Origin of the sequence: Xanthomonas sp. SI, assembly GCF_014236855.1 — a bacterium.
Lineage (GTDB): Bacteria > Pseudomonadota > Gammaproteobacteria > Xanthomonadales > Xanthomonadaceae > Xanthomonas_A.
In genome coordinates this window covers 2,133,523-2,157,017 of the sequence record NZ_CP051261.1, presented here as the reverse complement: position 1 = coordinate 2,157,017, position 23,495 = coordinate 2,133,523, and the positions used below count along the sequence as shown (strand labels likewise).

Below are 23,495 nucleotides of genomic sequence, written 5' to 3'. Positions count from 1 at the left end.
AACACGCACTGCGCGACCGGCGGCGCACTGCGCCGGTCGCGCGGATCCATCCCGCTTCGATACACAAATCGTCAACAATCGGGTATAAGCTGTTTTCCCGATGGAGACAGACACAACAACGCTTGGTCTGATCGATACCGGAGCCTTCGCCGCTTCGGCCGGCGACGCGTCGTTGCCGACGCCCACCGTTCACGCCAATCTGCCTTCGGTGCGACTGCTGTCGCTGGATGCGCATGGCCGGGTGCTGGACTGGATCAACTGGCAATCGGCGGCCTGCCTGTATGCGCGCGGCGCGGTGGCCTGGACCCTGGGCGAGCCGTGCATGCACATCCATGGCGGCATGTCGCGCGCCAGCGGCGAGCGCAGCGTGCTGCACCTGCATCCGATCATCGCCGCGCGCGGCCATGCCCGCTCGCGCGCGCTGGATCCCACGCCCACACTGACCAATACCGCGCTGTTCGCCCGCGACGCGCAGCTGTGCCTGTACTGCGGCCAACAGTTCAGCCGCCCGCAACTGACCCGCGACCACGTGCTGCCGGTCTCCAAGGGCGGTCGCGACACCTGGGAAAACGTGGTCACCGCGTGTTTCCACTGCAACTCGCGCAAGGGCAACCGCACCCCGCAGCAGGCGTCGATGCCGCTGCTGGCGGTGCCGTACCGGCCGAGCTGGATCGAGCATCTGATCCTGTCCAACCGCAACATCCTCGCCGACCAGATGTCGTTCCTGAAGGCGCAACTGCCCAAGCGGTCCAAGCTTTCGGTCTGACCTGCGGGCCGGCGCACGACGCGCCGCGCACTGCGACGGATTGCCGCACCCGCCTTCCAGCGTGACCTGCGCCCGTGCGCAACTGAACGGGTTGCTTGCCCGTGCCCGGAATGGAGAGGAAAATGGACGGTCCGCTGAACCCGAATTCCGATGATCGACCCCACCCGCTATCCGCGCCTCTCGCGCATTCAGATCCCCGCCGAACTGCGCCGCTTCGAGGAGTCGGAGCTGCCGGCGATCGCGGAGGAACTGCGCGCCTACCTGATCGAGTGCGTCGGCAAGAGCGGCGGCCATTTCGGCGCCGGCCTGGGCGTGATCGAACTCACCGTGGCCCTGCACTATCTCTACGACACCCCGGTCGACCAATTGGTGTGGGACGTCGGCCATCAGACCTATCCGCACAAGATCCTGACCGGGCGCCGCGACCAGATCCATTCGGTCAAGCAGGCCGACGGCGTGGCGCCGTTTCCCAAGCGCGAGGAGAGCGAGTACGACACCTTCGGCGTCGGCCATTCCTCCACCTCGATCTCCGCGGCGCTGGGCATGGCCATCGCGCTGCAGCGCGCCGGTGACGAGCGCAAGGTGGTGGCGGTGATCGGCGACGGCGCGATGACCGCGGGCATGGCCTACGAGGCCTTGAACCACGCCGGCGGCATGGACCCGGAACCGAACCTGCTGGTGATCCTCAACGACAACCGCATGTCGATCTCCGAAGCGGTCGGCGGGGTCACCAAGATGCTCGGCCGGATGAGCGGCAGCAAGACCCTCAATGCGATCCGCGAGGGCGGCAAGAAGATCCTCGGCGACAAGAAGAGCAATCCCACCGCGCGTTTCGTGCGCCGCTGGGAGGAGCATTGGAAAGGCATGTTCGTGCCCTCCACGCTGTTCGAGGAGATGGGCTTCCACTACACCGGGCCGATCGACGGCCACGACCTGCCGGCGCTGATCGGCGCGCTGAAGACGCTGCAGACGCTGAAGGGTCCGCAGCTGCTGCACGTGATCACCACCAAGGGCAAGGGCTACGAACTGGCCGAGGGCGACCAGATCGGCTACCACGCGGTCGGCCCGTTCGATCCCAGCAAGGGCCTGGTGTCCAAGCCGGGCGCCAAGGCGCCGACCTATACCGACGTGTTCGGCGACTGGATCTGCGACATGGCCGCCGCCGAACCGGCGCTGCTGGCGATCACCCCGGCGATGCGCGAGGGCTCGGGCCTGGTGCGCTTCAGCAAGGAATACCCGCAGCGCTACTTCGACGTGGCGATCGCCGAGCAGCATGCGGTGACGCTGGCCGCGGGCATGGCCACGCAGGGCGCCAAGCCGGTGGTGGCGATCTATTCGACCTTCCTGCAGCGCGGCTACGACCAGCTGGTGCACGACGTGGCGGTGCAGAAGCTCGACGTGCTGTTCGCGATCGACCGCGGCGGCGTGGTTGGCCCGGACGGCGCCACCCATGCCGGCAACCTGGACCTGAGCTTCCTGCGCTGCGTGCCGCATATGGTGGTCATGGCCCCGGCCGACGAGGCCGAGTGCCGGCAGATGCTCAGCACCGGCCTGCAGCACGCCGGCCCGGCCGCGGTACGCTATCCGCGCGGCACCGGTCCCGGCGTGGCGCCCGGCACGGCGCTGGACACGCTGCCGATCGGCAAGGCGCAGGTCCGCGTCCAGGGCGCCACGCTGGCGCTGCTGGCGTTCGGCGCGACCGTGGCCGCGGCCGAACAGGTCGGCCGCGAACTGGGCCTGAGCGTGGTCAACATGCGCTTCGTCAAACCGCTGGACCGCGCGCTGCTGCTCGAGCTTGCCCGCAGCCACGACGGCTTCGTGACCATCGAGGACAACGTGGTGGCCGGCGGCGCCGGTTCCGGCGTGGCCGAACTGCTCAATGCCGAAGGCGTGCTGCGCCCGGTGCTGCACCTTGGCCTGCCCGACGCATTCCAGCACCACGCCAGTCGCGAGCAGTTGCTGGCCGAAGCCGGCATCGACGCCGCCGGCATCCGCGCGGCGATCCTGGCGCGCTGGCCGCAGCTGGCGGCCAGCGCCAACGCAGCGCGTTCCGCCGCCGGCTGAGCGCGGCGAACTTCGGCACTTCAGGTGCGGCGTCGCCAGCCCAGCGGCGCGCCGCACAGTGCCGGACTCAAGGCGCGATCACCTCGTAGCCGCGTGCGCGCAGCCGGTCCAGCGGACCATCGGTGTCCTGCAGGGTCTGCATCGACAGCACCGCGAAGCTGGAGCGGTTCTGCGCCAGCGCGCGCTCGGCCGCCTCCATCCATTTGCCCAGCGCGCGCTGGCGCACATCGCCCAGGCCCAGCTTGCGCGCGACCGCCGCCTCGCCGACCGCGTCCATGCACACCCGATACTGGTCGTTGCCCGGCAGCTTGCCGAGCGCGTCGAGGTCGCCCTCGGACCAGGCATTGGCGCGCTGCCGCATCGTTTCCAGGTCGCTTTGGATGACCTGCAGGGTGCGCGCGAAGCAGTTGCGGTCGTTCAAGGCCGTCGCGCGGAATTCCTGCAGCGCGCGCTTGGCGTCGGGCACTTTCACTTCCACCACCACCGGCACGATCGGCACCTTGGCGCGCTTGGCCGCGCGCTCGATCACCGGCGCGGTGACGCTGGCCATGCTCAGCCCGGACTTGCGCATCGCCGCCTCGTACAACTCCTGCGCGGCGAACACCGGCCGCCACTTCTCCACGCTGGCGTCGCGGCCCAGGTAGCGCGCCTTCAGCGGCAGCCATTGCGCGTACAGGTCGGCCGGCAGTACCTGCTGCAGGGTCTGGTCGTCCGGGTTGCGCCGCGCCTTCAGCAGCGACGGCAGCAACAGCATGCTGCGGAACACGCCCAGGTTGGAGGACAGCGACAGCGTCGGCGCCGCGATGACCTGCTGCGACTGGCCGATCACCCGCTCCACCTCGCCCGACGCCCACTGCATGCGCTTGGGCAACGGCGACACCGTGCCCAGGATCCACAGCACGTGGTCGCCGCGGCGCACCTGCCACAGCCCGGGACCGGGCTGCTGGCCGGTCACCAGCACCGCCTCCAGATCGACCACCGGCGCGGCAGCGGGCGGCGCCGGCGGGACCGCCGGATGCGCGGCGACGGCCAGGCCTGCGAACGCCAGCAGCATTGCCGCACACAGACCTCTCACCGCAGTCGCCACGCGCATCGCGACACTCTCCAGGAATTCTGACCGGCGCCGACGATCCGGCGCGGCGCGACGATATCAGCCCGACAGCTTGGGCAAGTAGGCGGCCAGCGGATCGGTGGCGGGCAGCAGCTCGAAGCGCTCCCACAGGAATCCCGGCGTCACCACGCAGCGCACCAGACTGTAGTCGTCCAGCGGCCGCGCCGCTTGCCAGCTGCCGGCCGGGATCACCACCGACGGCAGGCCGCCGCGCTCGCTGGCGTCCATCCGGTAGCGCTGCAGGCCATGCTGCGGATCGAAGCTCAGCAGTTCCAGCGCGCCGCCCTCCTCCCATTGCCAGGTTTCGTCGGCATCGATCCGGTGCCAGTCGCTGCACTCGCCGCGCACCAACAGGAAGCGGATCGCAGTGCAGGCCGGACGCGTGACGCCCTCGTGCTGGACCTGCAGCGCGGAGGTGTGCACGCGCGCATAGCGCCCGCCCTCCGGGTGCGGCAGCAGCGACAAGTCGCGCAGCAAGGTGGCGATACGAGTGGACGATTTCGTAGACATGACCCAGTTTAGGGCCTGTCGGCGGGCTTGGGCTAGACCACCGGCGCGTGCCGCTCCGGCGGTTGGCAGGCGCCGGCGTGCCGACCTGCCGTGGCTGGCTAGCCCAGGCGCCGGCCGTTGCGCAGGCACACGCCGAAGAACACCAGCAGGTCCCAGCTGTAGCGCTTGAGCAGGCGCCGCGGCTCGCGCAACAGGCGGTACAGCCACTCCATGTGCAGTCGGCGCACCCAGCCCGGCGCCCGCTGCGCGTTGCCGGACAGGAAATCCAGCAGCGCGCCGACCCCGAACAGCAAGCGCGCATCCAGCTGCGCGGCATGCTCGAGGATCCAGCTTTCCTGCAGCGGATTGCCGAACGCCACCAGCACCACGTCGGCGCCGCTGGCGTTGATGCGTTCGGTCAGGGCCGCGCCCGCGGCCGCGAACTCGGCATAGCCGTCGCAGGTGCCGACCACGGTCTGTCCCAGTGTCTGCCGCAAGGTCTGCGCGGCGGTCTGGGCCACGCCGGGACGCCCGCCGAGCAGGAAGAAGCGCAGCGGCCGCCGGCTGTGCCGGCACAGGTACGGAATCAGGTCGGTGCCGTTGAGATTGCCGGCGAAGCGGCGGCGGTGCACCAGCAGCGCGCCCAGGTCCATGCCGATGCCGTCGTTGACGATGCGCACGCCCGGCGCACGCAGGCGCTCGCGCAGCGCCTGGCACTGCACCACGAAGTTGGTGTTGGCGAAGAACACCTGGCGCTGCTCGCCGCGCGCCTGCGCCTGGAACAGCGTGTGCGCGAACGCCGCTTCGGTGGTGCGCAGGATCGGATAGCCGCCTAGCGCCATCACCTCCTGCGGCTCGGAATGGGCATCACCAGAGGTCATGGGGGAAGCTGTCCAGGAGACCGCGCTGCACGCTATGCAGGTCGAACGGGGCGTTGCCGCCCAGGGCCAGGCACTCCTCGACGCTGTGGCCGGCATGCCACTGCGTGCGCCCGGTGCCGTAGTAGTAATCGTCGTACTTGAAGCGGTCCTCGCCGTTGCCCCAGTCCAGGTACACCGACGGCACGCCGTAGGCTTCGGCCAGGATCAGGCCGTGCAGGGAACTGGAGACCACCAGTTCGGCGGCCAGCAATTGCCGCACGAACCCGGCCGGCTGCCGGTTGGGCAGCACCAGTTGGTCCTTGTAGCGCGCGTATTTGTCCGACGGCTCGTTGAAGTGCGGCACGATCAGGAACGGCTGCCGCGTGGGCGGCGGCGCCAGCGCGTCGAGCGGAAAGAACAGCGGCATCAGCAGGCCCGGGTCGCCGTAGATCTCCGGCACCTGCAGCCCGCGTTCCTGCAGAAACGCGCGGGTCTTGGGTCCGCGCACGGCACGCACGTCCAGCGTGCGGAAGCGATGCCGGTCGGCCGGGATCTTGCCGTTGACGCCGCTGCCCCACACCGTGTCGCCATCGCTGGCGAAATGCAGCACCGAGCCGATCGCGATCAGGCGCTTGCGCTTGTCGCGCTTGTCCAGCAGGGTCCGGTCGCGCTGCGCCAGCACGTTGGACACGATGATCTTGGACAGGTGATCGCCGACGTTGATCTCCCCGTTCTTCGGCTTCCACCAGAACAGCGCGCGGCGTTCTTCGTAGTCGATCCATTTTTGCAGTGCGGACAATGCGAAATCCTCCCTTGTGTACGCAAACGCCGTTCGCGGGTGAGCAAGCTCCGTGTCAGGCGGGGTCGCCTGCGAAAAGCCGGGTTTCCGGATAGGCCGACGGGTCCAGGACGCGGTCGGTGGTCTCGGACCAGCTCAGGCATTGGCGGTGGCGCACGTGCGGCGCGTGCAGCGCTTTCTCGATCGCCGCCACGATCGAGGCCTCGTCGCCCGGGGTATAGCCGAAGCGCGACTGGTAGCTGCCGACCACCGCGTTCGGACACACCGCCGGCAAGCCGAAGAAATCGTACTGCAGCAGCTTCATCGAGCTGTCGGCCAGATACACCGGCACCTGCTCCGAGGCATACGGTGCGATGCCGAAGCGCGCGTGCTTGATGTAGCCGATGGTCTCGGCGTGCTTCATCTCGCCGTACACCACCACGTTGTCGCCGTAGCCCGGCGCGCGGCCCATGCCCGAGCCGATCACGTGGAAGGTGACCTGCGGGAAGGCGCGGCTGGCGGCGACGAAGAATTCCGGATCGAACAGCATCGAGCCGACCGCCACCGCATGGATGCCCTCGCCGTACGGCGACGGATCGCCGAGCGTGTCCAGGTTGTGGTCCACGCCATGGCCGACGTGGAACACGTTGTGGCGGCTGGAAATCTCATCGGCCATCGCCGGCGACACCAGCGCGATCACGTCCAGGCTCGGCGCCACGCGGTCGAACTCGCGCTCGATGAAGTCGGCGACGTTGATCGTGCTCAGGCCGTCGGAGGCGCGGTAGACCTTGCGCGCGGTCGGGTTGATGCGCGCCGCCAGCTCGATGAAGGCCACCGCGATGCCGCTTTCGAACACGATCACGTCCGCTTCCTGCATCCAGCGCAGCAGCGTGGCCGGCGGCTTGGCCGCGTACAGCTTGAACATCAGGTCTTCCAGCGGCCGCAGCCAGCGCCGCCGCGTGTTGAACGGATGCACGGGCGCGCGCCACAGGTAGCAGTCCACACCGTTGTGGGTGACCACGGTGTTGGCGGTGGCATCCAGCGGCAGCCGCAGGTCGCCCTTCATCCGCGACAGCAGGCTGTAGCGCAGCGAGAAGAAGCGCGTGGTGCCGCGCTTGGCAAGTTCGTCGGCGATGAAGTGGATGTTGGCGCGGCGCGGCGTGCGGTAGTCGTGCGCCGACAGCACCAGATAGCACGGCGGGCGCCCGGCAAGGGCGGCGGCCGGTGCCGCGGCGAGCGTCGCCGATGCGGAAGAATCGCTCATGCCATCGCTCCTTTGCGGTAGAGGGGTGTCGGGAAAATCGCCGGATCGCGGGTCATCGTTTGGCCCTGGCATCGCGCAGCAAGGTGCGCATGTTGAGGATCGCCATCACGTCGCGGCGGAACGCCGGCCACAGCGCGAACACCAGCACGCAGCCCAGCGCCATCGCCGCGCCGCCCACCGCCAGCTGCTGCCACAGCGAACTGCCGCCCCACTGCTGCGCGGCGAAGTACGCCGCCACGCCGGCCGCGCCGTAGCCGAGGATCGCGCGCAGGCCGTTGTTGAACAATTCCAGCGCCGGCACCTGCGGCGCCACCTTGGCGATCCAGATCACCGACAGCGGCCACATCACCAGCAGGCCCAGCGTGTAGCCGACGGTCACGCCCATCACGCCCCAGGCCGAACCGGCGAAGATGCAGGCGATCAGCATCACCCGCCCAACCACCGAATACACCAGCTGTTCGCGCATCAGGCCATGCGCCAGGAACACCCAGTAGGTGGCGTAGGACGCGGTCTGGAAGATGCCGCCGAGGGTCAGCACCTGGAACAGCGGAACCGCCGGCCGCCATTGTTCGCCGAGCACCAGCACGATCAGCGGCAGCGCCAGCGCGCAGGCGCAGGAGAACAGCGCCACGATCAGATGCACCATCACCGTCTGCCCGCGCAGCAAGAAGCTGCCGAAGCGCGGCGGATCGTCCTGCAGCTGCGACAGCACCGGCAACGCCACCGAGGTGGCCGGCGCATTGATCTGGTTCAGCGGCATCATCAGCAGCTGGAACGCGCGGTTGTACAGGCCCAGCGCCTCGGCGCCGATGCGGTGGCCGATGATCACCTGGCCGACGTTGCGGCTGGCGTAGCCGAGCAACTGCGCGGCCATCAGGTTCCAGCCGAAGCTCAGGAATGCGCGCATCGGCGCGTCGCGGCGATAGCCGCGCGGCAGCCAGCGCGCGCAGGCGCCGGCGATCGCCAGGTTGACCAGCGCCTGCACCACCTGCTGCCAGACCAGCGCCCAGTAGCCGTAGCCGGCCAGGGCCACGCCGACGCCGGCGATCAGGCCCATCACCTGCGCGCCGACATCGCTCAGCGACACCTGGCCGAAGCGCAGCCCGCGGCTGAGATGCGCGCGGTACTGGGTGGTCATGCCGTTGAGCAGGAAGGTCACCGCCAGCGCCTGGGAGATGCCCAGCAACGCCGGTTCGCGATAGAAGTGCGCGATCCACGACGAGGACAGGAACACCACGATCGCCAGCACCAGGCCGATGCCGCTGTTGATCCAGAACAGGTTGTCGCGCTGCTCGCGGCTGACGTGCTTGGCCTGGATCGCGGCCGAGGACAGGCCGAAGTCGCGCAGGATCTCGGCCATGCCGACGATCGCGGTGACCATCGCCATCAGGCCGTAGTCGTACGGCGTCAGCAAGCGCGCCAGCAGCACGATGCCGCCGAACTGCACCACCATCTTCGCCAGCTGCCCGGCCATGGTCACCGCGGCGCCACCGGCCGCGCGCGAACCCAGGCTGCGCTCCGGCGGCGCTGCTGCGGGACCCGGGGTTTCGGTCGCGCTCATGCTCGTGCCTCGCTGCGCACGCCGCGCGCATCCAGATAGCTGCGGTAGTGCTGCACGCCGATCGCGCTCCAATCGCGCCGCGACAGGTCGGGCACCGCGTCGGCGGGCAGGCGCTGCGCCTGCGCCAGCGCGTCGGCCAGCTGCGCGGCATCCAGCTCGCCGCGATACAGCAGCACCCACTGCGGCCCGACCTCGTCGGCGATCGCCGCGGTGGCCTCGTTCCACGGCGCCAGCACCGGCCGCGCCAGCGACAGGGCCAGCAGCAGCGTTCCGGAGTTGTGCATCTGCCGGTACGGCAACACCACCAGCTCCGCCTCGCCGACTTCGCGCGCCAGCACCTCGTCTTCCACGTACTGCAGGCGCGCGCTGATCCGCGGATCGGCGGCGCAGGCCTGTTCGACCACGGCGCGGATATCAGAATTGATCGGATTGCCGGCAATGCGCAGGCTCAGCGCCGGATCGGGCAAGGCCTGCAGCGTTGCGACCAGGGTTTCCACGCCCTTGTACGGGCGCAGCAGGCCGAAGTGCAGCAGCCGTCCCGGCACCCGCGGCGGCTGCGGCATCGCCGCGTACCAGTCGCGGTAGTGGCCGTGCAGGATCGTGTCGGTAGCCGGCGCACGCTCCGGCGTGGTCGCGTTGATGCGGATCCAGCGCGCGGTCAGGCGATCGGTCCAGCGCAGCAGCAGCCGTTCGCGCCAGCCCTTGTCCTCGTGCGGGGCCACGTTGTGCAGGGTGCGCACCAGCGGCACGCCGCCGAGCTTGAGCCGCAGCAGCAACAGCGCCATGCACGCCTGCTTGGCCAGCGTGCCCACGGCGGTGGGGTGCCGCATCATGTATTCCGGCCAGTGCACGTGCAGCACGTCGTAGCGCGACAGCAGCGCCGCGCGCATCGAGAAGAACCGCAACTGCACCTGTTGCGGCAATGCCGCGTACAACTGGGTCAGGTATGGATTGGTGGTCGCGCTCGGCCGCTCGGTCGACAGCAGCACCGTGACCGGCGGACCCGGCACGCGCGCATCGCCGCTGCAACGCGGTTCGCCGCTCATCGCCCTCCCTCCGTCTTGCCCAGCACCGCGCGGTATTCGTCCAGATAGGCGCCGACCACATGCTCCCAGTCGTAGCGCTGCGCATAGGCCATGGCCGCCTGCCGTTGCGCGGGGAACGTCGCGTCGGTGGCGGCGGCATAGGCTTGCACGGCAGCGGCGGCGCGCTGCGGATCGGCCGGATCTAGCAGCACGCCTTGCGCCGATTCGCGCACCAGGCGCGCGAACGGTGGGATGTCGCTCAGCACCGGTAACAGGCCGGCGCTCATCGCTTCGACCGCGGCCAGGCCGAAGCCTTCGTGACGCGACAGGCACACGAAGTACTGCGCGCTGCCTAGCAGCTGCGCCAGTTCCTCCTGCGACGGCGCCACGCGCAGCTGCACGCGGTCCTGCAGGCCGCGTTCGGCGATCGCCTGCAGCAGATCGGCCTGGGTGAAGTCGTATTCGCGCCCGGCCACGATCAGCTGCCAGGCAGGATCCTGCGCCGCCAGCGCGCGCAGCAGGTCCAGCGTTTCCAGCAAGCCCTTGTTGACCGACCAGCGCCCGAAATAGATCAGCGTGCGCCCCGGCGTGGCGCTGCCCTGCCCGGCGAACTTGCTCACGTCCACGCCGTTCTCGATCACCCGCAGCCGCTGCGGCGCGACCACCGCCGAGAACACCTGGCCATCGTTCTCGCTGGTCGCCACGACCCGCGCGTAGGCCCAGGCCGAGGCCCGGGTCAGCGTCTTGAACCACAGCATCTTCAGCCGCGAGGCATAGGTGGTGTGGAAGAAGCCGCCATGGGTGGAGACGATCATCGGCGTGCCGTGCAGCACCCGGGTCAAGGCCAGGAAGTCGTAGAAGAAATCGATGCCGTGCACGTGCACCAGATCGGCGCCGCGCAGCGCGGCCAGCACCTTCGGCGCCAGCGGATAACGCGAGGACCCGCGGAACGGCAGCCGCACGATCGGCACGCCCTGATACGCATCGCGCTGCGCGAGACGCTCCTGCGGCCGGGTGAAGACCCGGTCCAGGGTGACCACCTCGACCTGGTCGCGGCCCTGCTGCAGATGCCGCCGCGCGATGTTGAGCACGACCTCCTCCATACCGCCTACCGACGGATGGAACTGGCGCACGACGTGAACCACCTTCATTGCGCGCTCCCGCGGGACCACATGCAGCATTGCGATAGCGCCATCAGTTCGCCTCCTGTCTTGCAGGCTCGCGCCGCAGCCCGATCATCCACGGCGCCACGCGCACGATCACCGCGCGCATCGGCACGCTGGCGAGTACCGCCACCACGCTCACCGACACCGCCCAGGCCGGCCCCCAGGCATCGCCGCGAACCAGGCCGGTACGGCTGGCCACCCCGGCCATGACCGAGAACAGCAGCGTATGCGTGCACAGGATCAGCAAGGTGTTGCGTCCGATCCACTGCACCCACGCCCACTCCTGCACCAGCCGCGCCGCGCACAGCGCCATCGCGCTGCCGAGCAGGCTGGCGGCGAGGAAGCCCAGCGGCGAATGCCCGAACTTCATCATGTTCACGTCCACCCGTCCGTTGTTCCAGGCGATCGCGAACCACGCCGCGCCGAGCAGCAATGCCGCCAGCGCGTTGCCCATGCGGCTGGTCGGAAGCAGGCCGCTGCGCTTGGCTGCGGCCGCGCCGATCGCGAAGAAACACAGCGACACCGGTAGTACATCCAGCGCAAAAGGAAGCCGGTAATCCTGGGTCGGGAACCAGATCGCCCAGCCCCAGGCCAGCAGCAGCGACAACACCGCCAGCACCTCCAGCGAAAGGCGCCGGCGCAGGTACAGATAGCTCAGCGTGGTCACGAACAGTGCCGGCAGGAACCACAGCGCCGGCATCACGTAGAGCTTGGGTCCGATGCCGCTGACCAGGCCCAGCAACGGTTCCCACCACGGCCGGTCGCCCCACAGCTGCGCCTTGGAACCGATGTTGCGGGTCAGCATCCAGTACGCGTACGCGACCAGGAAGAACGCCAGATACGGCAGCAACAGGCTGCGCGCCAGCTTGGTCCAGGTCGCCATGCCCAGCGGCCGCTTGCCGAACGCCTCGCCGACCCAGCCGGACAGCACGAAGAACATCGGCACGTGGAAGCTGTAGGCCAGGATCACATAGGCATGCGGGATACCCTTGGCGTGGCCGAACACCACCAGCAGGATCGCCAGCGCCTTGGCCGCGTCGATGCGCGCATCGCGCGTACCGCGCACGCCGCTGCGCGCCGGCTGCTCGGCCAGCACCGTCTGCAGGGCCGGCGTGGAGGCGCTCATGTCGCCACCGCCGCACGCGGCGTGGTGTCGGTTGCCGGCGGCAACGCAGCCGCCGCTGCGCGCCGCGGCACCATCTGCCACAGGCAGCCGCAGACGAACCACCACAGCGCCGCGGTCTTGATCGAGAAGTAGCCGTTGGAGACCAGCAGGCTCAACGCGAACGCGAAGATCAGCAGATTCTTGAACAGCTGGCCCTCGATCGTGCGCATCAGCATCGCGAACGAATAGGCGAGCAGGAACGCCAGCACCAGCACCACCGACTGCGAGGAGATGAAATAGGCGATGCCGCTGTCGAAATACTTGTAGGGCGTGTCGAAATCCAGGCCCAACCACGCTTCGGCGGTCATGTTGCGGATCGAGTACACGGTGAAGAACACCCGCCCCAGGGTGGTGTCCTCATAGCTCTGGATGCCGGACGCCCACACCATCAGCCACGCGCCCAGCAACACGCCGAAGAAGATCAGGAAGCCCAGGCGCTGGTCCATGCGCAGCAGCAGCGGGGTCAGCGCCACCATCATCACGCAGGTGCCGGCGGCCAGGCGCCCGTCCGAGGCTACGATCAGGAAGCCGATCATCGCCACCGACGCGGCGATGCCCACCGGCCGCATCCAGCGCCAGAAGGTCAGCAGGATCGCGGTGAAGAAGATGATGAAGTTGCCCATCGTCACCGGCTCGATGAACACCGAAGAGGCGCGCGGCAGGTTGGAGGACGGCAGGAAGTTGCGCGCACCGGGCCGGGTCGCGCTGACGAACAGGTTGCTGTCCTGGTTCCAGAAGCTCGACGCGCTGGCGCCGCGCGCATTGACGAAGTAGCTTTTCGGGTTGACCACGTCGCCGTAGACCTTGGGCAAGGCCAGTTCGAACGCCGCCACCAGCGACACGATCAGCGCCATGCGCAGAAAAAGTTTGGGCAGCGAACCGGTATAGGCCGCGCCCAGCACCAGGAACGCGAACGGAATCAGCGCATCGCGGAAGAACTTGGGGTCGATCGACCAGACCAGGAACAGCCGCACCAGCATCAGCAGCGCCAGCAGGCCGATGCCGGTGAACACCATCGCCGTGCGCTTGCGGTCCAGCGACCACAGGCCGATCAGGAAGCAGGCGCCGTAGATCGCCAGTTCCGCGACATAGGTCATCGCCGGGCTGACCCGGAACACCTTGGCGTTCACCACCGCGAGCAGGAAGTTGTAGCCGATGGCGAACAGCAGCACCAGCTCGATCAGAAGATTGTGGCGCTGCTCGCGCAGCGTCATCGGCGGCGCAGCGATGGCGGCGTTCAGCACGCGGCACCTCGCTGCGCGACGCGACGCATGCGTTGCGACGACGTCGGCTGCCACGCGCCAACGGCGGTACGCCCCGCCCACAGAACACAGCGGCAAGCGACCTCGATGGCGCTGCAGCACCCGGCCCAGCTGCCGCCGTCCCCGCCACCGGCGGCGACGACGGGGCGGCGCCGGCAGTGGGGACGGTCGGCGCGATAACGGTACATCGGGCGCATCAGTAGGCGGTCTTCTGCCCGAGCACCTTCACTGCGGTGAGCACGATGATCCGCGTATCCAGCCACAGCGACCAACGCCGGATGTAGTCCAGATCGTATTGGATGCGCTTCTTCATCGTCCGCAGCTCCGGCGTCTCGCCGCGGAACCCGTTGACCTGGGCCCAGCCGGTGATGCCCGGCTTGACGTAGTGCCGCTGCATGTAATGGTTGATCAGCTTTTCGTAGTGGGTGTTGTGCTGCGCCGCATGCGGACGCGGCCCCACCACCGACATGCTGCCGCCGAGCACGTTGAACAGCTGCGGCAGCTCGTCCAGGCTGCTGCGGCGCAGGAACGCGCCGAACGGGGTGACCCGGCTGTCGCCGCGCTTGGCCTGCACCACCACGTCGCTCGGCTCCTGCTGCACGCGCATCGAGCGGAACTTGTACATGTAGAACTCGCGCCCGCCCAGGCCATGGCGGCGCTGGCGGAAGAACACCGGACCCGGCGAACTCAGCTTCACCCCCACCGCGATCGCCAGCATCACCGGCCACAGCATCGCCAGCGCGGCCAGCGCCACAACCTTGTCCTGCAGCGCCTTGGCAACCACGAAGTAGGTGTTGCGGTCCACCCCGCCCTGGCGCAGGTTGATCACCGGCACGTTGCCGATCTGGTCGCCGGACTGGTTGAGCATGCCGAAGTCGAACAGGTCCGGGATCAGCCTGACCTGGATCGGATAGCGGTCCATCTGCTGCAGCAGCTGCTTGATGTGGTCGCGCTCGCCCAGCGGCAGCGAGATCCACACCTGCTCGACCTCGTTGTTGTTGAGGTAGTCGATCAGCGACTCCGGCGTGCCCGCCCCCAGGCACTGCAGCTTCTGCGGATGATCGGCCACCGACAGGTCGTAGTCGCTGCTGAAATAGCCGACCAGCTGCATGCCCACCCACGGATTGCGGCTCAGGTAGTTGTGGATCTTGACCACCGGATGGCGCAGGCCGACCACCACCACGCGCTGCACGTCCACGCCTTCCGAGCGCAGGTGGTTGAGCACGCCGCGCACCATGGTGCGCGAGACCAGCAGCGTGGCCAGGCTGGTGGCGAACCACAGGCCGATCCACAGCCGCGAGACCTGCTGCCCGAACTGCACCACGAAGGCATGCACCGCGAACAGCGCGAACACGCCGCCGCAGGCCAGGCTCAGCACCATCATCTCGCGCATCAGGCCGCGGCCGCGCCAGCTGCGGTACAGCGGGAACAGCGCGAAACAGATCACCGCGTACAGCAGCGTGGTGCCGATCGCGACGCGGTAGGACGCTTCCGGCATCCAGTTGCCGAACAGCAGGCGGTGGGTCAGCAACGCACCGGCGACGATGACCGTCAGATCCGACACGCGCAGCAGGATGTCCGCGGCGGCTGCATATTTGGACAGCAAGCGGGGGGACGAAGTTGTATAGGTGGCGCTACTCAGGTCTGCCAGAAGCATGGTCGGGATTCCCATCCAAACTCGGTCGGTGGCATGCGGGGGAACATGCGACGTATGCGAGCCTCGATCTCATCTGCCAGTGGACCGCTGCGGTGCCTTCCTCACCGACCCCAGGTCCACGGCAGCCCGTGTTTATTTCAACAGAACCGCGACTGCGTACAACCGGTCAGGAAAATAATGGAACACCTCTGTACTTAGCTGAACCACGTATCACCTCTCTGAAGAATTTGCGTAGGAAACATGACGATGTGCCTGCGTCGTCGCATTGGTCGCGACCGCGGTCACGGCGCATCGCAGCAGGCGTCGCGCCGCGCGCTTCATGCCGCGGCCGCCTGCGCTTCGCGCAGGAAATAGCGGATCAAGGCGATGGCGATCGCCGAGAACAGGCCGAACACGAACGCCAGCGCCAGGTTCAGCAAGGTCTTCGGCGAACTCGGCTTGCCCGGCACATCGGCGCGGTCGACGATCGACACATTGTTGGTGCCGACGTTGCCGGCCACGCCGATCTCCTTGTAGCGCTGCAGCAGCGCGTCGTAGAGCTGGCGGTTGGTGTCGGCTTCGCGCCGCAGCATGTTGTAGCGGATGCTGCGGGTCTGCAGATCCAGCTCGTCGTTCTTCAGGCTGGAAATGCGTTCGGACAACAGCGTCTCCTGCTGCCGCGCCGCTTCGTAATCGTTCTTCAGCCCGCTGCGGATGTTGGCGATCTCGTTGCCGATCTGACGCTTGGTCTCGGCGATCTGGTTCTGCAGGCGCTGCATCTCCGGGTAGCCGGGCTGGAAGGTGGCCAGCTTCTGCTGATAGTCGGCGGCCAGCTTGGCCTGCTCGGCGCGCAGGCTCTGGATCAGCGGGCTGCTGATCACCTGCGGCAGGCCCAGGCCGTCGCCGATCCCGGCCTGGCGCCAGGCCGACTCGGCCTTGATCCGCGCATCCTGCGCGGCGGCCAGGCGCACGTTCAACTCGCTCATGTTCTGCGTCGGCAGCGACGGCTTGTCGTCGCCCAGCGACACGATCTGCTCCTTGCTGGAGTAGTCGACCGTGTTCTTCTCCGACTCTTCCACCTTGTCGCGCAGCTGCTCCAGCCGCTCGGACAGGTACTTGGCGGCGAACGAGGACGCCTGCAGGCGCCGCTCCTGGGTCGAGGCGATGAACATCTTGGCGTAGGTGTTGGCCACGCGCGTGGCCAGCACCCGGTCGGGCGAATCGAAGTTGATCCGCACCAGCCGCGAATCGCGCACCGGCTCGATCGTCAACGCGTCCAGCACCGCGCCGACCAGCGCGTTCTCGGCGGCGGCGGCGCGCGCCTCCGGCGACGGGGCACGGCCATCGCCATTGCCCTGCAGCTTCTCCAGCGCCTCGTCGACCAGCGGCTTGAACGCCGGGTCCTGGGTCAGTCGGGCCTCGCGGATCACCGCGCGGGCCAGCGAGCGGCTGCCGAGCAGTTCGTACTGGGTCTGGTAGAAATCGCGATCCTGCGGCGATTCCACCGGCATCAGGTTGGCCACGTTGGTGACGTTCAAGGACTCGCGCTCGATCTGCAGCACGCTGGTGGCGCGGTACTTGGGCGTCATCAATAACGTTACCAGCAGCGCCAGCGCGACGACCGCCACGGTGATGCCGACGATCAGCCAGCGCTGCCGGTACAGGGCGTTCCAGTAGTCCAGCAGGCTGATGTCGGCCGGGCTCAGCGGCGCCGAGGAGGTGGTACGGGTGTGCATGCTCGAGGAACTCATCGGTATGCCCGCCAGACCATGACGAACGGGGTCAACTGCACCATGGTGCGCAGCACCACGAGCGCATCGGAGCGGTACACCACGACGATGTCGCCGCCGTAGATTTCAGGGTCCGGCGAGGCGCCCTTCTGGATATCGCGCAGATCGAAACGGGCCAGCATCTTCTGCCCGCCGACGTTGCGGAACACCACGATGTTGCCGCGGCTGGCCACATCGCTGACGCCCTTGCCCAGCGACAGCGCCTGCTGCAGGGTCAGCGCCGAACCGGCGATCGGGTAGATGCCCGGCTCGCCCACCGCACCGGTGACGGTGACTCGGTTGCCGGTGAACTCGTCGACCAGCACCGACACCTGCGGATTCTGCAGATAGCCGTTGCGGTAGCGTTCGGTGATGTCCTTCTGCAAGGCGTTGGCGCTGAGCCCGGCGGCCTTGATGTCGCCGACCAGCGGCAGCGAGATGCGGCCCGCGTTGTCCACCCGCACCTGGCGCTCTAGGTCGTCCACCTGGAATACCTTGATCGTCAGCAGATCGCCGGGGCCGAGCAGGTACTCCGGCTGTCCCATGGAGGCGGCCAGCGGATCGCCTGGCGGCAATTCCGTCAGCATCTTCGATCCGGCGCTACTGCAGCCAGACAGGAAGACCAGACAAGAAAGGGCCAAACACAATGCCCAGTTGAACGTACCGGAGAGTTTACCCATGCGTGATGCAGACGCCCTCTGTCGAGTGGTTTTGGGAACGCCGCACTCCTCTATCCGGCCAGCGCTCCATCACCGGTCGGGCAAGACGATTGCAGTGTCATTTCCTGCCTGGGACGACTGCCCAGGCCAACAGCGAAGCCTCGTGTTGCAGTGCACTATGGCACAGCTACCCGTCCTCACCAAGCCATCTTGCGGCATTTTTTTGACGCTATACCGCGTGGATTCAAGTACATGTCCGAATATTCAGCATGACGAACGAAGCCGCGTCGCAAAATACACGACGTTAACGTGACGCATGTCAAGGCATTGACGGCCCTCGTCCGCAGTTCTCTGCCGGATTTCCGTCCTGGCCGTCGCAGGTCCTGCGGCGGCTCCGGCAGACATCGCATCGACGCCGGTGCGTTTGTCTACACCTTCGTCCGAACCGAACTGACCGCCCTATCGGTGTCGGGCCGGCATCGGCTGAGCGGGCAATCGGCGACCGCCGCATGGGCGTTCATTACGACGACTTCCTGCCGCGGATTCCCGCAGCTGCTGGCTGCGTACCTGTGTACGCCCAGGCCGCGCAAACCCCGCAAAACGAAAAAGGCCCATGTCGCTGACATGGGCCTTCGAAGATGGTCGGGGTAGCCGGATTTGAACCGACGACCACTAGTCCCCCAGACTAGTGCGCTACCAGGCTGCGCTATACCCCGGTAAAAACATCCGCCGTTGCGGCGGTCACGCCTTGCAGCGAGCTGGCGATTATAGCGGGATTGGCGCAGCCATTCCTAGCCGGTTGCGCCGTTGCCGCTCAGCGCCGCAGCAACTGCAGCACTTCTTCCAGTTCCTGCCGCACCTGCTTGATGATCTGGTTGCTCAGCGCCGACTCCTGCTTGGCGCCCTCGCCCTCCAGGCGCAGACGCGCGCCGCCGATCGTATAGCCCTGTTCGTACAGCAGGCTGCGGATCTGCCGCACCATCAGCACGTCGTGGCGCTGGTAATAGCGGCGGTTGCCGCGGCGCTTGACCGGTTCCAGGCTGGGAAATTCGGTTTCCCAGTAGCGCAGCACGTGCGGTTTGACGTCGCACAGCTCGCTGACCTCACCGATGGTGAAGTAGCGCTTGGCCGGAATCGGCGGAAGTTCGCGGTTACTGCCCGGGTCCAGCATAAGCCTCCACTCGCTCCTTGAGCTTCTGACCCGGGCGGAAGGTCACCACCGTCCGCGCCGAGATCGGAATTTCTTCGCCGGTCTTGGGATTGCGACCGGGCCGTTGGTTCTTGCGGCGCAGATCGAAGTTGCCGAAACCGGACAGCTTCACCTGCCGTCCCTGTTCCAGCGCGTCGCGCAGCACATCGAAGAAAGCATCGACGAATTCCTTGGCCTCGCGCTTGTTCAGCCCGACTTCGTCGAACAACCGTTCGGCCATTTCCGCTTTGGTCAACGCCATTGCCCTGCTATCCCCTACGTCTCAGCCGCGAATCCGCGCATCGTGTTCGCGCGCCAGCGCCGCCACTGCATCGGCGACCACGGCATCCACATCGCGATCTGTCAGAGTGCGCGAGTTGTCCTGCAAAATCAAGCCCATAGCGAGACTCTTGAAACCCGCCTCGACCCCCGGCCCGACGTAGCGATCGAACAGCACCACGTCGCGCAGCAGCGGCCCGACCGCGCCGCGCACGCTGCTCGCCAGCGCCGACCAGGCCACCGCCTCCGGCACCAGGAAGGCCAGGTCGCGGCGCACCGACGGGAACCGCGACAGCTCGGCGGCCCGCGGCAGCGCGCGCGCCGCCAGCGGCGCCAGGTCCAGCTCGAAGCCGAGCACCTCCACGTCGATCTGCATGGCCTGCAGCAGGCGCGGATGCAACTGGCCGATCCAGCCGATACGCGCGCCATCGCGGTACACGTCGGCGGCACGGGTCGGATGCGCGAACGGCAGCGCCGACGGACGGTAGTCCAGGCGCGCGCCGGCGGCGCTGGCCAGAGCATCCAGGTCGCCCTTCAGGTCGTGGAAGTCGACCTTGCGCGCCGGCAGGCCCCACTGCAGCGCCTCGGCATCACCGCACACCGCGGCCGCCACCCGCTGCGTCTCCGCTGGCGCAGCACCGGCCGTCGCCGCGGCCGCGAACACCTTGCCCAGCTCGAACAGGCGCACCCGCCCGGCCTGCCGGGCGACGTTGCGGCCCAGCGCCGCGACCAGCCCGGGCAACAGCGACGGACGCATCACCGCCAGCTCGGCGCTGAGCGGGTTGGCCAGCGCCACGCGCCACTCATCCAGTCCCCACTGGTCCAGCAGCGCCGCATCGACGAAGGCGTAGTTGATGGTTTCCAGCATCTCGCGCGCGACCAGCTGGCGGCGCACGCTCAGTTCGTCCAGCTGCGTCTCGCTGCCCATGGCGATGCGCGAGGCGCCGCCCGGCAGCGTGGTCGGCAAGCGGTCGTAGCCGTGGATGCGCGCCAGCTCCTCGATCAGGTCCTCTTCCAGGGCGACATCGAAGCGGCGGCTGGGCGCGGTGACCTGCCAGCCATTGCCGGTTGCCACGACCTCCATGCCCAGCGCGCGCAGGATGCGCTCGACTTCGGCGTCGGCGATCTCGATGCCGAGCACGCGCACGATGCGCGCGCGGCGCAGCGTGATCGGCGCCGGCGTCGGCAGGTGCTCGCGCAACTCGGCCTCCACCACCGGGCCGGCGCGGCCGCCGGCCAGCTCCAGCACCAGCCGCGTCGCCAGTTCCAGCGCCGGCCGCGGCAGCGCCGGGTCCACGCCGCGTTCGAAGCGGTGGCCGGCGTCGGTGTGCAGGCCGAGCTTGCGGCCGCGGCCCATGATCGCCGCCGGCGCGAAGTGCGCGGCCTCCAGGAATACATGCCGGGTCGCATCGGTGACGCGGGTGTCGTGGCCGCCCATCAAGCCGGCCAGGGCGACCACGCGGTCGCCGTCGGTAACGGCCAGGAAGCCGTCGTCGAGCGTCGCGTCGCGGCCGTCGAGCAGTTTCAGCGTCTCGCCGGCACGCGCGCGGCGCACGCCGACCGGGCCGTGCAGCGTCTCCAGGTCGAAGGCATGCATCGGCTGGCCTAGTTCCAGCATCACGTACTGGGTGATATCGACCAGTAGCGACACCGGGCGCACGCCGCTGCGGCGCAGGCGTTCGGCCATCCACAGCGGCGTCTTCGCCGCCGGATCGAGATCCTCGACGACGCGGCCGCAGTAGCGCGGCGCATCGCCGCCCGCCTGCAGGCGCACCTCGAGGCAGCGCTCGCTGGCGACCGCGACCGGCTCGGCCGCGAACGGCAACACTTCGCTGGCGCAGGCCGCGGCCACGTCGTAGGCGATGCCGCGCACGCCGAAGCAATCGGCGCGGTTCGGGGTCAACTTGATCTCGATGCTGGCGTCGGGCAAACCGAGGTAGTCGCTCAGCGCCTGGCCGATCGGCGCGTCGCCGGGCAGTTCGAACAGGCCCGACGCATCGCTGTCCAGGCCCAGCTCCTTGGCCGAGCACAACATGCCGTTGGACTCCACGCCGCGCAGCTTGGCCGCCTTGATCGCGATGCCGCCGACCTGGGCGCCGACCAGCGCCAGCGGCGCGACCAGCCCGGCGCGCGCGTTCGGCGCGCCGCAGACGATCTGCAGCAAACCGCCCTGCCCCGCATCGACCTGGCACACCTGCAGCCGATCGGCCTCCGGGTGCCGCGTCGCTTCGACGATGCGCGCCACCACCACCTGCTGCAGCGATTCGCCGAGCGGTGTGACCTCTTCGACCTCCAGACCGATGGCGGTCAGGGTCGCGGCCAGTTCATCGCGCGTGGCCTGGGTGGGGACGTGGCTGCGCAGCCAGTTTTCGCTGAATTTCATTGAGAGGCCGGGATTGGGGATTCGGGATTGGAGATTCGTAACAGCGGCTTCATGCGGGACCAGAAACCAGGATGGACCCGCTTTCGCGAATCCCAAATCCCGAATCCCCAATCCCGGCCCTCAGGCGAACTGCCTGAGGAACCGCACATCGTTCTCGAAGAACGCGCGCAGGTCGTTGACGCCGTAGCGCAGCATCGCGAAGCGCTCCACGCCCATGCCGAAGGCGAAGCCGGTGTAGCGCTCCGGATCGATGCCGACGCTGCGCAGCACGTTCGGATGGACCATGCCGCAGCCGAGCACTTCCAGCCAGCGGGTGCTGCCATCGGGCTGCTGCCAGGCAATGTCCACTTCCGCGCCGGGTTCGACGAACGGGAAATAGCTGGGGCGGAAGCGCATCTCGAAGTCGCGCTCGAAGAACGCGCGCACGAACTCGGACAAGGTGCCCTTGAGGTCGGCGAAAGTGGAATGCTCGTCGACCAGCAGGCCTTCGACCTGGTGGAACATTGGCGAGTGGGTCTGGTCGCTGTCGCTGCGGTAGACCTTGCCGGCGGCGATCATGCGCAGCGGCGGCGCATGCTCGCCCATGTAGCGCACCTGCACGCCGGAGGTATGGGTGCGCAGCAGGCGCCCGTCGCCGAAGTAGAAGGTGTCGTGCATCGCCCGCGCCGGATGGTGCGGCGGAAAGTTCAGCGCTTCGAAGTTGTGCCAGTCGTCCTCGATCTCCGGACCATCGGACAGTTCGTAGCCCAGCCGCGCGAAGATCTCGGTGATGCGCTCCAGCGTGCGCGTGACCGGATGCAATCCGCCGCGCTCGCCGCGCCGGCCCGGCAGGGTCACGTCGATGCGCTCGGCGGCCAGGCGCGCGTCCAGCGCCGCGCCTTCCAGCAACGCACGGCGTTCGGCCAGCGCCGCGGAGACCGCGTCGCGCGCCTGGTTGATCGCCTCGCCGGCCAGCTTGCGCTGCTCCGGCGGCAACGCGCCAAGCTGCTTCAGCTGCGCGGTGATGCTACCGCTCTTGCCCAGCAGCGCGACGCGCAGCTGCTCCAGCGCTTCGGGACTGTGCGCCGCGGCGATGTCCGCCAGCGCCTGTCCGCTCAGGGATTCGATCTCACTCATTGCACTCGCGCCTCACTTCAGCCGACCAACCCGACCCGGATCCTGCGCTCGGGGAGACACCCCCGCGACAGGATCGATCCCGCAATCGGGATGCACAAAACGCAAAAAGGGGAAGGACTCGCGCCCTTCCCCTGCATGTTGGCGATGGCTCCTCGTTGGAAACCCGCACATGGATGTGCGGGCTCCTGCGAGGGGCTCGCACTTATGCCGCCAGCGCGCCCTTTGCCTTCTCAGCCAAGGCGGCAAAGCCCTGCGCGTCGTGCACAGCGATGTCCGCCAGCACCTTGCGATCCAGGGTGATGCCAGCCTTGAGCAGGCCGTTCATGAAACGGCTGTAGCTCAGGCCATTGATGCGGGCCGCCGCATTGATGCGGGTGATCCACAGCGAACGGAACACGCGCTTCTTCTGCTTGCGGCCGATGTAGGCGTACTGCTGCGCCTTGATCACCGCCTGCTTGGCGACGCGGAAGACCTTGCGACGGGCGTTGTAGTAGCCCTTGGCCAGGTTCAGAACTTTCTTGTGACGACGGCGTGCCTGGACGCCACGTTTTACTCGAGCCATGGTTCAGTCCTCAGAGGTAAGGCAGCATACGGTCAAGACGGCCAGCGTCCTCGGCACGAACATGGTTCGTCTGCCGCAGGTTGCGCTTCCGCTTGGTCGCTTTCTTGGTGAGGATATGGCTACGGTTGGCGTGGCCGCACTTGTACTTGCCGGAGGCGGTCTTGCGGAAACGCTTGGCCGCCGCCCGGTTGGTCTTGATCTTGGGCATTGCAATGTCCTTGATGGTGTTTTGTCACTGGTCAGGGCGGTGGCTGCGCCACGCTTTCCGTCCGTGCCCGTACCGGCTTGTAAGCCCTTGATCCTCAAAGAATCAGGGCGGGTCCTATTGCCGCGTTGACGGCAAACCCGATGTACTGGGCCGCGCATTATGCCAGGGCTTGGAATGCCTTGC

The 23,495-nt window shown here is 67.9% G+C and carries 21 protein-coding genes and 1 tRNA gene; 2 read left to right on the top strand and 20 right to left on the bottom strand.

Features of this window, described 5'->3' with window-relative positions; genetic code table 11:
- Positions 1-100 precede the first annotated feature (100 nt).
- The gene (locus HEP75_RS08900; RefSeq protein WP_185826179.1) at positions 101-766 is read left to right on the top strand and encodes an HNH endonuclease; all 666 of its coding nucleotides are present in this window, start codon (positions 101-103) and stop codon (positions 764-766) included.
- A 150-nt stretch (positions 767-916) separates the two neighbouring features.
- Entirely contained in the window at positions 917-2,830 is a 1,914-nt protein-coding gene (dxs, locus tag HEP75_RS08895) for a 1-deoxy-D-xylulose-5-phosphate synthase (RefSeq protein WP_185826178.1), read from the top strand.
- 67 nt (positions 2,831-2,897) lie between these two features.
- On the opposite strand, the gene HEP75_RS08890 is transcribed toward dxs, so the two are convergent.
- The 20 genes from HEP75_RS08890 to rpmI form a co-directional block, all read right to left on the bottom strand.
- Positions 2,898-3,884 (bottom strand): TraB/GumN family protein, encoded by a 987-nt coding sequence (locus HEP75_RS08890; protein WP_185822926.1) that lies wholly within the window; start codon positions 3,882-3,884, stop codon positions 2,898-2,900.
- Between the two features lie 96 nt (positions 3,885-3,980).
- The gene (locus HEP75_RS08885) at positions 3,981-4,451 is read right to left on the bottom strand and encodes a cupin domain-containing protein (protein ID WP_185822925.1); all 471 of its coding nucleotides are present in this window, start codon (positions 4,449-4,451) and stop codon (positions 3,981-3,983) included.
- Positions 4,452-4,549: 98 nt separating this feature from the next.
- Complete coding sequence (locus HEP75_RS08880; protein ID WP_185826177.1) at positions 4,550-5,311, bottom strand: WecB/TagA/CpsF family glycosyltransferase; 762 nt, start codon at positions 5,309-5,311, stop codon at positions 4,550-4,552.
- Positions 5,298-6,089, bottom strand: a complete 792-nt coding sequence (locus tag HEP75_RS08875; RefSeq protein ID WP_185826176.1) for a polysaccharide pyruvyl transferase family protein — start codon at positions 6,087-6,089, stop codon at positions 5,298-5,300. Before HEP75_RS08875 ends, HEP75_RS08880 begins: the two co-directional genes overlap by 14 nt.
- 55 nt (positions 6,090-6,144) lie before the next feature.
- Positions 6,145-7,332, bottom strand: a complete 1,188-nt coding sequence (locus HEP75_RS08870) for a glycosyltransferase family 1 protein (RefSeq protein ID WP_255423726.1) — start codon at positions 7,330-7,332, stop codon at positions 6,145-6,147.
- A 52-nt stretch (positions 7,333-7,384) separates the two neighbouring features.
- Complete coding sequence (locus tag HEP75_RS08865; protein ID WP_185826175.1) at positions 7,385-8,893, bottom strand: lipopolysaccharide biosynthesis protein; 1,509 nt, start codon at positions 8,891-8,893, stop codon at positions 7,385-7,387.
- A complete protein-coding gene (locus HEP75_RS08860; protein ID WP_185826174.1) occupies positions 8,890-9,939 on the bottom strand; it encodes a glycosyltransferase in 1,050 nt (349 codons plus the stop codon). Before HEP75_RS08860 ends, HEP75_RS08865 begins: the two co-directional genes overlap by 4 nt.
- Positions 9,936-11,069, bottom strand: coding sequence for a glycosyltransferase family 4 protein (locus tag HEP75_RS08855; RefSeq protein WP_185826173.1), 1,134 nt, complete (start codon positions 11,067-11,069; stop codon positions 9,936-9,938). The genes HEP75_RS08860 and HEP75_RS08855 overlap by 4 nt, the downstream gene beginning before the upstream one ends.
- A 43-nt stretch (positions 11,070-11,112) precedes the next feature.
- Positions 11,113-12,210 carry an acyltransferase family protein gene (locus HEP75_RS08850; RefSeq protein WP_185826172.1) on the bottom strand — a complete coding sequence of 366 codons (1,098 nt, stop codon included), beginning with the start codon at positions 12,208-12,210 and terminating at the stop codon, positions 11,113-11,115.
- The gene (locus tag HEP75_RS08845; protein ID WP_255424092.1) at positions 12,207-13,463 is read right to left on the bottom strand and encodes a polysaccharide biosynthesis protein GumE; all 1,257 of its coding nucleotides are present in this window, start codon (positions 13,461-13,463) and stop codon (positions 12,207-12,209) included. The genes HEP75_RS08850 and HEP75_RS08845 overlap by 4 nt, the downstream gene beginning before the upstream one ends.
- 244 nt (positions 13,464-13,707) lie before the next feature.
- Entirely contained in the window at positions 13,708-15,168 is a 1,461-nt protein-coding gene (locus HEP75_RS08840) for an undecaprenyl-phosphate glucose phosphotransferase (RefSeq protein WP_185826170.1), read from the bottom strand.
- 317 nt (positions 15,169-15,485) lie between these two features.
- Complete coding sequence (locus tag HEP75_RS08835; protein WP_185826543.1) at positions 15,486-16,913, bottom strand: GumC family protein; 1,428 nt, start codon at positions 16,911-16,913, stop codon at positions 15,486-15,488.
- Entirely contained in the window at positions 16,895-17,596 is a 702-nt protein-coding gene (locus HEP75_RS08830; protein WP_185826169.1) for a polysaccharide biosynthesis/export family protein, read from the bottom strand. Before HEP75_RS08830 ends, HEP75_RS08835 begins: the two co-directional genes overlap by 19 nt.
- A gap of 618 nt (positions 17,597-18,214) precedes the next feature.
- Positions 18,215-18,291 (bottom strand) — tRNA-Pro (locus tag HEP75_RS08825).
- Between the two features lie 98 nt (positions 18,292-18,389).
- Complete coding sequence (locus HEP75_RS08820; protein WP_003466663.1) at positions 18,390-18,746, bottom strand: MerR family transcriptional regulator; 357 nt, start codon at positions 18,744-18,746, stop codon at positions 18,390-18,392.
- Positions 18,727-19,026: an integration host factor subunit alpha gene (locus tag HEP75_RS08815; protein WP_003466661.1), complete on the bottom strand. Its 300-nt coding sequence runs from the start codon at positions 19,024-19,026 to the stop codon at positions 18,727-18,729. Before HEP75_RS08815 ends, HEP75_RS08820 begins: the two co-directional genes overlap by 20 nt.
- Before the next feature lie 21 nt (positions 19,027-19,047).
- Positions 19,048-21,426, bottom strand: coding sequence for a phenylalanine--tRNA ligase subunit beta (gene pheT / locus HEP75_RS08810; protein ID WP_185826168.1), 2,379 nt, complete (start codon positions 21,424-21,426; stop codon positions 19,048-19,050).
- A 120-nt stretch (positions 21,427-21,546) separates the two neighbouring features.
- Positions 21,547-22,542, bottom strand: coding sequence for a phenylalanine--tRNA ligase subunit alpha (gene pheS, locus HEP75_RS08805; protein ID WP_185816060.1), 996 nt, complete (start codon positions 22,540-22,542; stop codon positions 21,547-21,549).
- A gap of 202 nt (positions 22,543-22,744) precedes the next feature.
- Positions 22,745-23,104, bottom strand: coding sequence for a 50S ribosomal protein L20 (gene rplT / locus HEP75_RS08800; protein ID WP_003466653.1), 360 nt, complete (start codon positions 23,102-23,104; stop codon positions 22,745-22,747).
- A 10-nt stretch (positions 23,105-23,114) separates the two neighbouring features.
- Positions 23,115-23,312 carry a 50S ribosomal protein L35 gene (rpmI, locus tag HEP75_RS08795; RefSeq protein ID WP_002811096.1) on the bottom strand — a complete coding sequence of 66 codons (198 nt, stop codon included), beginning with the start codon at positions 23,310-23,312 and terminating at the stop codon, positions 23,115-23,117.
- Between the last annotated feature and the right edge of the window lie 183 nt (positions 23,313-23,495).